We start from the raw sequence: 9,949 nt of genomic DNA, 5'->3' as shown, positions 1-9,949 counted from the left end.
AGTTCGGCGGCACCGATGTGGTCGGCGTGTTCCGCGAGCGCGTCAATGCGCAGCCGGGCCAGCAGATCCGCGTCACGCCCGATCCGAAGCTGGTGCATCTGTTCGACGAGCAGTCCGGCAAGCGCCTCTGATCCATCGCACGAGAAGGGCGGCCCGCATGTGCGAGGCCGCCTTTCTCGTTCCCTCGCCGTCATGGCCGGTCTTGTGCCGGCCATCCCAATCCGGAAAAAAGCGCTGCGCCTCACACAATCGGGATCACCGGCACAAGGCCGGTGATGACGGGGGAAGGGTGTCAGTCCTTGAGAAGCCGGGCTTTCAGGCCGCCGCCGCGCGGCCATTGTGCGGCTTGCAGTACCACGGGTCATCCAGACACCGACATGTCCGACATTCCGACCGACAAAGAGGTTATCCCTGGAGTGAAAGATCGGCTCTGGCTGGTGAGAAATATCCGCTTTATGCCCATAGACCGCAGATCCTGTGAGAATGGGAGGCAATCATAGACGTCTTGGTCATCGGGGCAGGGGTCGTCGGGCTCGCCATCGCGCGTGCGCTCGGCCTTCGCGGGCATAGCGTGATCGTGGCCGAGGCCACGGGCGGCATCGGCAACGGGGTCTCCTCGCGCAACAGCGAAGTCATCCATGCCGGCATGTATTATCCCTCCGGCTCCTTGCGGGCGCGCCACTGCGTCGATGGGCGGCGGATGCTCTACGCGTTTTGCGAGAGCCACGGTGTGCCTCATGCCAGATGCGGCAAGCTCATCGTCGCCACCAATGATCTCGAGCAGGCCAAGATCGAGGGCATTTACGAACAGGGGCTCGCGAACGGTGTCGAGGGTCTCTCCTTCCTGGCGGGCGAAGAGGCGCGGCGGCTCGAACCGAACCTTGCCTGCACCGGCGCCGTGCTCTCGCAGGAAACGGGAATCGTCGACAGTCATGCCCTCATGCTGGCGCTCCAGGGCGATCTGGAAAATGCAGGCGGCGTCATCGCCTTTCATGCGCCGGTGGAGCGGATTGCCCAGAATGAAGCCGGATGGGACGTGCATGTCGGCGGATCGGAGCCGGCAGACCTCACCGTCGATGCCGTGGTCAACGCGGCAGGGCTCGGGGCCCAGGCACTCGCCCGCGCGACGGAAGGCTATCCGGCTGGTCGCGTACCGCCCCTGGTGCTCGCCAAGGGCAATTACTTCGGCTGTCTCGGCAAGCCCGCCTTCTCGCGCCTGATTTATCCGGCGCCCGTCGACGGCGGTTTGGGCACCCACGTGACGCTGGATCTCTCCGGCCGCATGCGCTTCGGGCCCGATGTGGAATGGATCGAGCGTGAGGAATATGAGGTCGATCCGCTCCGGGCCGAGAGCTTTTATGCCTCCATCCGCCGCTACTGGCCCGGTCTCCCCGATGGAGCGCTCGTCCCCGATTATTCCGGCATTCGCCCCAAGCTCACGGGCGCCGGCGAAAAGGCCGCCGACTTCATGATCGACGGCCCGGTGGAGCATGGATTGCCGGGGCTCGTGCATCTCTTCGGCATCGAGAGCCCGGGCCTGACCTCGTGCCTCTCGATCGCCGAGGATGTGGCCGAGAGGCTGAACGCCTAAGATCTCCCACTGTCATTCCGGGGCCGCGCAGCGGAGCCCAGAATCCATAAACACGACCGGAAGGGAAACGGCACAGCGATTGCTGCTGCGCCTTTGCGTGCAATGTCTGCGGCTATGGATTCCGGGCTCCGCTCTGGCGAGCCGCCCCGGAATGACAGTTCTGCGTGTCAACTCCTGAAGAACAGCAGCGTCAGCAGCAGGAAGGTCGGGATCAGGATCGCACCCGACCAAAGCAGATAGCCAAAGAAGCTCGGCATCTTCACGCCGCCTTCGCGCGCAATCGCATAGACCATGAAGTTGGGCGCGTTGCCGATGTAGGAGTTCGCCCCCATGAACACGGCCCCGGCCGAGACCGCGGTGAGTGTCATTGCCCCGGTCGTCATGAGCTGCTGCGGATCGCCCCCGGCGAGCTCGAAGAACACGAGATAGGTGGGCGCATTGTCGAGGAACGAGGAGAGGCCGCCCGAGAGCCAGAAATAGGCGGCATTGTTGGCGCTGCCGTCCGGGTTGGTCACGAGCGCCACGAGAGGCGCGAAGGCCCCGTTCGCGCCGGCCTTCAGAATGGCCAGGACCGGAATGATCGCGATGAAGATTCCGGCGAAGAGCATTGCCACTTCCTTGATCGGCCCCCAGGAAAAGCCGTTCTCGATGCGGTTGGCCTTCGGAGTCGTCTTCAGGGAAATGATGGTGACCACGATCATGATGAGATCGCGCAGGGCATTGGCGAGCTCGATCTCCGCGCCGAGCACGGTTACGCGACCGAGATCGGTGGTGGCGCTCATAAGGATGGCCGAGATGATGATGAAGATCAGAAGGAAATTGATGCCGCCCGTGACGCGGACCGGATTGTCCGGCGTCGGATCGGGGCGGGCGCGGCCTTCCTTCTTGTAGACGACGAGATCGATCACGAAGAACAGGGCGAGCAGGAGCCCGCTGGCGAAGAGGGTGGCCGGCAGCAGGTGCGTGGTGGTCCAGAAGAACTCGACGCCGCGCAGGAAGCCGAGGAAGAGCGGCGGATCGCCGAGCGGCGTGAGCGAGCCGCCGATATTCGACACCAGGAAGATGAAGAACACGATCACATGGACGTTATGCCGCCGGTCGTCATTGGCGCGCATGATCGGCCGGATCATCACCATGGAGGCGCCCGTCGTGCCGATGAAGCTCGCGAGCACCGTGCCGAGGCCGAGCAGCATCGTGTTCGTGCCCGGCGCGCCATGGATGTTGCCGCGCACGAGAATGCCGCCCGCCACCGTGAACAGCGCAAGCAGCAGCAGGATGAACGGGATGTATTCGAGCAGCGCCGTGTGGGCGAGGGCGTGGATCGCCGTCGTCGGACCGAAGGCAAGCGCCATCGGGATCAGCACCAAGAGGCCCCATGCTGCCGCGATCTTGCCCTGGTGATGCTCCCAGACGTGAGGTGCCAGCAGAGGGAACAGGGCGATGGACAGGAGAATGCCCGCGAAAGGCAGGGCCCAGGCGAAGCCGAGGCCCGCCCCATCGAACTCCGCCGCGAAGGCCGCCTGCGGCAGGAGGGTCAGCGCGGCAGCCAGCGCCAGGCACGAGAGACGATGCATGTTGTCTGGTCCCCATGCCGGTCCGGCCGGCTCGTTCTTGGATGGTTCGGACGCTTTTATGGGAACAGGCGTGGGGTCGCAACGGCCCGTGCGTCGTGCGGCCCTACGAGGCCGCCCGGAACGATGCGCTCATCAAAGAAGCGGAGCATCGGACCCAAAAGTGCAAGTCCACTTTTGGGTCCGATGCTTGGCCGTTAACCGGCTATTCACCATAAGGCAAAGATACTACAACATGGTTGCAGAGTTCGAGGGCTAAGGGGTTGCCGTAAACCGATGTGCCGCTTTCTCGCCTACAAGGGGGAGCCGATCTTCCTCGGCGAACTCGTCTGCGCCCCGGCCCATTCGCTGGTCCACCAATCGCTGCACGCGGTCGAGGCCAAGACCGAGACGAACGGGGACGGCTTCGGCATCGGCTGGTACGGGGAGCGCAGCGAGCCGGGAATCTACCGGGAGGTGCGCCCGGCCTGGTCCGACGAGAATCTGAGGAACCTGTGCGAGCAGGTGCGCTCCCGACTCTTCTTCGCCCATGTGCGTGCCTCCACCGGAACCTCGACCACGCGGGCCAATTGCCACCCGTTCGCCCATGGCCGTCATCTCTTCATGCATAACGGCCAAATCGGCGGCTACGGGCGCATCAAGCGCCGGCTGGAGGCCCTGATCCCGGACGATCTCTACGACCGCCGCCTCGGCACCACGGATTCGGAGGCGATCTTCCTCCTCGCCTTGGCCAACGGATTGGCCGACGAGCCCGTCACCGCCATGGCCAGGACCCTCAAGCAGGTGCGCGGCCTCATGGACCAGGCCGGCATCGAGGAAGCCCTGCGCTTCACCGCCGCCTTCACCGACGGCGAGAACCTGTGGGCCTATCGCTGGGCCTGCGATGCCAAGCCGCCGACCCTCTATTTCCGTAAGGATGGCGGCAACCTGCTCGTGGTCTCCGAGCCCATCGACGACAAGACCAGGGGCTGGCGCGAAGTGCCGAAGGGCTGCAGCCTCGTGGCCAAAGCCGGCAGCGTCACGGTCGAATGCCTGAACGAAGCCATGGGACGCCTGGCCGCGTGAAAGCCGCGCCGGCTCCTTTTACGAATTCAGGCTGTCGGCCGGTCTTGAGATCAGGGACATCAAGGCGCCTTTGAGCGCTTCCATCTGAAGGTCGGTCTCGGTCCGGGCAGATCCGGCATCCGGGCTGCCAAGGGCTCTCAACCGGGCATTCTCGGTGACGAGCCGGTCGTTCTCGGCCATGAGGATCGCGATCTTCTCTTCGGCGATCCGAAGGCGGGCCTGGGCTTCGTTCCGCTCCTGCTCGCGCAGTTGCGCCCGGTCGCGCCAGAGACGGATCGCAACGCCCTCGGTGTCCTCATTCATGCTCTGCTCCTGATTGTCCCTTAAGATTGAGGGGCAGCGTGGAAGAATTGAGGCATGGTGCCATTCGAGCGCATCGAATGAGCGCCGCCTGTCTCAGGTCATGACGCCATCCAGTCCCGCCGATCCTTAAAAAGCCCTTAAGCATCCAACTCGGGGTAGCGGCGGAAAATACCCTCCTCGTTGAAAGGGATGCGCCGGGGGCTGTCGCAATAGGCCTCGATGCGCGGTCGTCTCGCGACGGCGGCGTGCAGGGAGGCGACGCGCGGAGCGTCCGTCAAGGCGCGCTTCGTGGCCTTGGGAAAGGCATAGGCCAGTCCCTCGACGATCTGGAACAGGGAGAGATCAACATAGGTGAGCGTGCGGCCGACGAGATGCGCATCGCCGGCGGGATTGCGGGCGAGGATCGTCTCGAACCAGTTCAGGAACTTCGGGATCCGGCTGTCGCGAAACTCCTCCGCCCGCCGGAGCGCCTCCGCCTTCTGGTCCTCGTAATAGAGGCCGACCCCCACCGGGTGGTGCGTGTCGTGAGCTTCAGTGACGAAATCCGCGATGGTGAGCTGGATCTGGTGCGTCCACAATCCGCCCGCCGGATCCTTGGGCGCAAGGCCGTGCCGGGCGCCGAGATAGAGCAGGATCGCCGCACTCTGACCGATGATCGTCTCGCCGTCCTTGAGAAACGGTGGTGCGAAGGGCGGATGCTCCACGTGGTCCATCATCCGCATCATCACGGCGAGCCCCTCCGATTCCCGCGCCACGTCGATATAATCGGCTCCGGCTTCCTCGAGCGCCAGGCGCACGAATTCGCCGCGCCCCTGGATGGTCGGCCAGTAGTAGAGTTCATACGGCATGCTGATCGTCCCGCGATGGTCTGACGCAAAGGATCATAGAGCCGGAAGGGTTCCGCTCAATGGATCACGTCGGGCATCGACAGGATCGGCCGCTCGGGGGTGCTGCCTCGTCCCGTAAAAGGAAAGGGCGCCCTGCGAAACAGGGCGCCCTTGCAGGTTGGGTTAGGCCTACGGGGTAGGCCAGGCCAGGGTCAGATCACGAAGAAGTCCTTGATAATGAGATGAGGCTTCTTATCGAATGTGGCGATCTTGACCTGCGCCGAGGAGCCGGTGCCGTCCGCATCGTAGTAGAGCACGCCCTTCCTCTGGTCGTAGATGATGTGGTCGTCCCCGTCGTGCGCCTTGGTACCCTTGTAGAAGTACTTGCTCGCCATCTGCTTCGGCTTGTTGATCTAGCCTGTGCCGACCTTAAAGTACTTGTTCTCGAGATAGATCGAGTCGTCGCTGACGCTGTAGTCGGTGATCTTGTCGACGTTCGTGCGCTTGTTCGGGCGCTTATCGAACACGAAGATGTCATGGCCGAGACCGCCGGAGAGCACGTCGTTGCCCTCCTGGCCGTAGATCTTGTCGCTGCCCGCGCCACCGCTCAGGATATCGTTGCCGGCGCCGCCGTAGAGGATGTTGGCGCCATCGTAGCCGATCAGCGTGTTGCTGAACGCATTGCCGGTGAGCGAGATCGCGGCTGCGCCGATGCCGGTGAAGTTCTCGATCGTACCGAGCTTTGAGAGATCGTAGCTGACGGCAAGATACACGGTGTCGACGCCCCCGCCGTCGATCACCTGGTCGCCGAGATTGTCGATGTAATAGACGTCGTTACCCGCGCCGCCGTTCATGACGTCGGCACCCGTGCCGCCGTTGATCACATCGTCGCCCGCGCCGCCGTCAAGAGCATCGTTGCCGTCGCCGCCGCGTAGGACATCGTTGCCGTCCGCGCCGGAGATCAAATCGGCTCCGGCCCCTCCATCGAGGACGTCGTTGTCCGCGCCGCCGTCGAGAGTGTCGTTGCCGTCGCCGCCCTGCAGGTTGTCGAGTCCGCTGCCGCCGGCCAGGTTGTCGTTGCCGACGCCGCCGTCAAGGACATCGTTGTCGGTGCCGCCATCCAGGATGTCGTCACCGTCGCCGCCGTTGAGAGCGTCGTTGCCGGCACCGCCAATCAGGACATCTCCTCCGCCGGCGCCGTTCAGGGTGTCGTGACCGCCATTGCCGGTCAGCCGGTTCCCGGCCCCGTTGCCGACGATGATGTTGTTGCTTTCATTACCGGTCAGGTCGATCGGGTTCTCGCCGGACGCGAACAGGTTCTCGATTCCGGGCGAGAGGGTATAGGTGACGGTGGAATAGACCTGGTCGTATCCGCCGCCGGACTCGTCGATCACGGTGCTGGTGGCGGACACGGAATAGGTGTCGTTGCCGGCGCCGCCGATCAGGGTGTCCGTCCCGGTTCCCGCGACGTCGGTGAGGGTATCGTCGCCCGCACCGCCTTCGAGCCTGTTGGCCACGGCACTTCCGGTCAGGGTGTCGTTGAAGCGCGAGCCGATGATGTTCTCGAAGTTCTTGTAAGTGTCCTTGTTTGCATCGCCCAACGTCCCTCTCTCAGCGGCAAGATTGACTGCGACGCCGCTGCTCCTGGCGCCCTGGAAAGTCAGGGTGTCGGTGCCGATGCCACCATCGAAGTCGTCGAGCTCGTGAACCGACGGTGCGTAGATATCGTTGTGCGAGGTCCCGGTCAGGGTCACAGCGTTCGCGCGCGCATCGACGATCGCGGTCGTGATGACGCTGCTGCGCCCGTCGGTCAGGGACGGATTGTGGAACGACACCGCCAAGCGGCCATCGGCCATCTCGGAGATCGAGGGTGTCCGCTGCTCGCCGCCATTGGTGTGCACCTTGATGGCTGTGCCCGGAGTCCCGTCCTTGTCGACAACCCTAACCCAGACATCCGCAGTGTCGACGTTAGGCGTCAATTGAAGGTAAGCGACCGCGACCCCGCCATCCCGGAGTGCGGTGACGCTCGCCTTGCTGTCGCCCGTGCTCGGCTTTTGCCCGGTTGAAATCGTGACCGCATTCCAATCGGCGAGGACGGCTCCTGTAGTCGGTGAGAGGTGGAATTTCTGTACTGTAATCTGACCGGTCGGGCCATTGCCGGTGTTTGTGACAACGACGAACTCGCCTGTGGGCGCGCCGTTGGGTGCCTTCAGGGAAATGACGTCCGCTTCGATTGCCGTTCCTACAAGAGTAAAAGCGCTCGAGGCAGTTGTGCTGGTGGCGACTCTGAGTTTGACCGATCCCTGGTTGATGTAACTGACGATGTGGTTTGCGCCGCCGATCCAAGCGATATCGGGAAGGGCTGGGGTTTCAGCAGTTTGACCAGAGGGAATAGAGACGGTGAGAGGAGAGCTTATAACAGCACTGTTCCCGTCATACTGGACTACCCTCAAGTGATTCTCGGTGCCGATCTTCTCGACATAGGTGGTCATCCAGCCCTGATCGTTGGCGCTCATCTGCGCCCCGTCGGTGAACCCTGTCGACGTGCTGCCGGTCGCCGTGCTGAGCGTGACCACCGAGCCGATGGTAGCTCCATTGAAGGCATATTTCTGGCTTTTCACCTCGCGACCGGAATCATTGGTTCCGGCGTTCTCGGTCCAGGTGATGGCAAACTCCCCGTCAAGGCCGATGGGCTGCACATCCGCGAATTGTTGACCCTTACCGATCGACGGGACGAATTGGTTGACGCCGACTTTGTCGCCCTTCCCATCATAAAGCTGGAAAGCGATCCGCGCGCTATCGCGCCACGTGACGATATACCCACCGTTCGGGAGCATGGTGATGGCGTCCAGATCGACGCCGCCACTGGCAGTGCTGACGTCGCTTTGGATTTTCCAGATCACGGGATTAGCAAGATTATCAAGTGGCATCTTATTCTCTCCTGGAAGCGGAAATGAGTCTGTCGGGCGCGGCCGAGCCGTCGAGCGATGCTCTGGAATTCAGGCGCGGAAAAAGGTTCGGCGGCCGTGGTCGCCGGTATTGGCTTGGGCGGTGAAAGCTTCACTTTGTATTGCGCCGGCTGTTGCCGTCATGAGTGCGGCGCCCGAAGCATTCGAGGCCGCGACAACATCGATGCAACTTGGTTTCAAGGCTATATGGGCGAGCGCCGGGGCTCACAACTCTCCGTTCAGAGAGGTATGGCCCTAAGGGAAGCTATCCTTGCGGCATGGTGGAGAGCCCGATTTCGGATAAGTCTTTGCCATGACATACGAAAGTCCTGCTGCTGCGACAATGTTGCAATACAGAGGAGATCGAAGCTGGGCTGTGTGCGGGAACACAGGATGGAGCGGAATGGGCGCTTTTCCGATCCGCAAGGGCGATCCGGCGGAGGCAAGCGCGCATGGCAGGCATGATTCGGCCGCGGCGGAGCGGAAGGGAGCGAGAGGCATTTCACGAGCACGACCGCATCCCGGGAACCTGGTTCATCGCTCCGGGTCGAGGCGGCGCCCCGCTGTCATTCCCCATGGTCCGCAGGCCCGGGAGGGGATCCACCAGCAGCCGCGCTGGGCCTAGGGATCCCTGTCCCCTCCGCTGCGCGTCTGGCGGGAATGACACCCTCTCCCGTCAGGCCGGCCTTGTGCCGGCCATCCCGCTTCCAGACCCATGGCCCTCATCCTGAGGAGTAGCCATGAGGCTGCGTCTCGAAGGAGTGTCCAGAGACCACTGAACTCCTCCTTCGAGACGCCGCTTGCCGCGGCTCCTCAGGATGAGGGTGAGCGAGACGATCGGGATCACGGCCCGTGACACCCTCTGCCGTCATGGCCGGGCTTGTCCCGGCCATCCCGATGCGGTGAGGCGCAGTGCTTCAGGGATCGAGATCACCGGGACAAGCCCGGTGATGACGTTGGGGAGCGCGAGGGCCCAATGAAATCGCAAGCGGAACCAGGCGCCGGCCATCCATCGAGATCACCGACTCTCAACACTTTCCAAGATCCACAACCCTTATTTTGTGAAGTCGCACAGCCGCCGTCTCGATGGACGAAGGAGTATCCAGAGAGCACCGGAACCTCCTTCGGTACACGGCCTCTCGCTCCGCCCAATGAGGTCGGAGCGAGGGGCGGGGATCCCGGCATGAGGCCGGGAATGACGAGGTGTGGGTCGCGTCCAGGTCGGCGATGACGAGGCAAGAATCATGACCTTCCCGGACGTGCGCAGGAGGACGAGCAGAGTGTCAGGCCTAAACTTGAATTCGCCCATTCTCCCGGCCGACACACGGCTCTCATCCCGGCAGACGGCCTTCTCGCGGGAGCGGTCTCGACTCCCTTCCGCAGAAGCGGCGGATGTTCCGCGCATCGCTGGGCCCGACCCGAAAGGCTGCTTTCATAGGCGTCCCGTTTCCGAGCCGCGTCACCTTCTCAGGCTGCAGAACGGAATGCGCCGACCTTCGCTTCGCGGGCCGTGAGGCCTGTAGCGCGACGCGCGAATGTGTGAGTAAGGCGACGGCCAGATTTACGAGATGTCGCCTCCGGTTGAAGTCGACCTACCGTGTCACGGGACGACACGGAGGAGCGCATGAGCCGGCTCGATCAGGA

At 63.3% G+C, this 9,949-nt stretch carries 7 protein-coding genes; 2 read left to right on the top strand and 5 right to left on the bottom strand.

Going from position 1 to position 9,949, the window contains the following annotated elements; genetic code table 11:
* Positions 1–496: 496 nt before the first annotated feature.
* The gene (locus tag FS320_RS31620; protein ID WP_162003371.1) at positions 497–1,591 is read left to right on the top strand and encodes an FAD-dependent oxidoreductase; all 1,095 of its coding nucleotides are present in this window, start codon (positions 497–499) and stop codon (positions 1,589–1,591) included.
* A gap of 167 nt (positions 1,592–1,758) precedes the next feature.
* Here FS320_RS31620 and FS320_RS31615 read toward each other — a convergent pair whose 3' ends face one another.
* The gene (locus FS320_RS31615) at positions 1,759–3,165 is read right to left on the bottom strand and encodes a sodium:proton antiporter (protein WP_152716413.1); all 1,407 of its coding nucleotides are present in this window, start codon (positions 3,163–3,165) and stop codon (positions 1,759–1,761) included.
* A gap of 273 nt (positions 3,166–3,438) precedes the next feature.
* On the opposite strand from FS320_RS31615, the gene FS320_RS31610 reads away from it, so the two are divergent.
* Positions 3,439–4,227, top strand: coding sequence for a class II glutamine amidotransferase (locus FS320_RS31610; protein ID WP_152716412.1), 789 nt, complete (start codon positions 3,439–3,441; stop codon positions 4,225–4,227).
* A gap of 18 nt (positions 4,228–4,245) precedes the next feature.
* Here the strand turns inward: FS320_RS31610 and FS320_RS31605 are convergent, their stop codons facing one another.
* From FS320_RS31605 to FS320_RS31590, 4 genes are all read right to left on the bottom strand, one after another.
* A complete protein-coding gene (locus FS320_RS31605; RefSeq protein ID WP_152716411.1) occupies positions 4,246–4,530 on the bottom strand; it encodes a hypothetical protein in 285 nt (94 codons plus the stop codon).
* Positions 4,531–4,667: 137 nt separating this feature from the next.
* Positions 4,668–5,378 carry a glutathione S-transferase gene (locus FS320_RS31600; protein WP_152716410.1) on the bottom strand — a complete coding sequence of 237 codons (711 nt, stop codon included), beginning with the start codon at positions 5,376–5,378 and terminating at the stop codon, positions 4,668–4,670.
* 191 nt (positions 5,379–5,569) lie between these two features.
* Complete coding sequence (locus tag FS320_RS31595; protein ID WP_152716409.1) at positions 5,570–5,752, bottom strand: hypothetical protein; 183 nt, start codon at positions 5,750–5,752, stop codon at positions 5,570–5,572.
* A gap of 18 nt (positions 5,753–5,770) precedes the next feature.
* The gene (locus tag FS320_RS31590; RefSeq protein ID WP_152716408.1) at positions 5,771–8,287 is read right to left on the bottom strand and encodes a calcium-binding protein; all 2,517 of its coding nucleotides are present in this window, start codon (positions 8,285–8,287) and stop codon (positions 5,771–5,773) included.
* Between the last annotated feature and the right edge of the window lie 1,662 nt (positions 8,288–9,949).

The sequence above is a fragment of the Microvirga tunisiensis genome, assembly GCF_009296175.1.
In the GTDB taxonomy this organism is placed as follows: domain Bacteria; phylum Pseudomonadota; class Alphaproteobacteria; order Rhizobiales; family Beijerinckiaceae; genus Microvirga; species Microvirga tunisiensis.
The sequence above is the reverse complement of the archived record's forward strand: the minus strand, read 5'-3'. Positions and strand labels throughout refer to the sequence as shown.

What these genes read in the sequence shown, in the direction of transcription:
- FS320_RS31615 (WP_152716413.1), bottom strand. Translation starts at nt 3,165, where the DNA reads ATGCATCGTCTCTCGTGCCTGGCGCTGGCTGCCGCGCTGACCCTCCTG.
- FS320_RS31610 (WP_152716412.1), top strand. Translation starts at nt 3,439, where the DNA reads ATGTGCCGCTTTCTCGCCTACAAGGGGGAGCCGATCTTCCTCGGCGAA.
- FS320_RS31605 (WP_152716411.1), bottom strand. Translation starts at nt 4,530, where the DNA reads ATGAATGAGGACACCGAGGGCGTTGCGATCCGTCTCTGGCGCGACCGG.
- FS320_RS31600 (WP_152716410.1), bottom strand. Translation starts at nt 5,378, where the DNA reads ATGCCGTATGAACTCTACTACTGGCCGACCATCCAGGGGCGCGGCGAA.
- FS320_RS31595 (WP_152716409.1), bottom strand. Translation starts at nt 5,752, where the DNA reads ATGGCGAGCAAGTACTTCTACAAGGGTACCAAGGCGCACGACGGGGAC.
- FS320_RS31590 (WP_152716408.1), bottom strand. Translation starts at nt 8,287, where the DNA reads ATGCCACTTGATAATCTTGCTAATCCCGTGATCTGGAAAATCCAAAGC.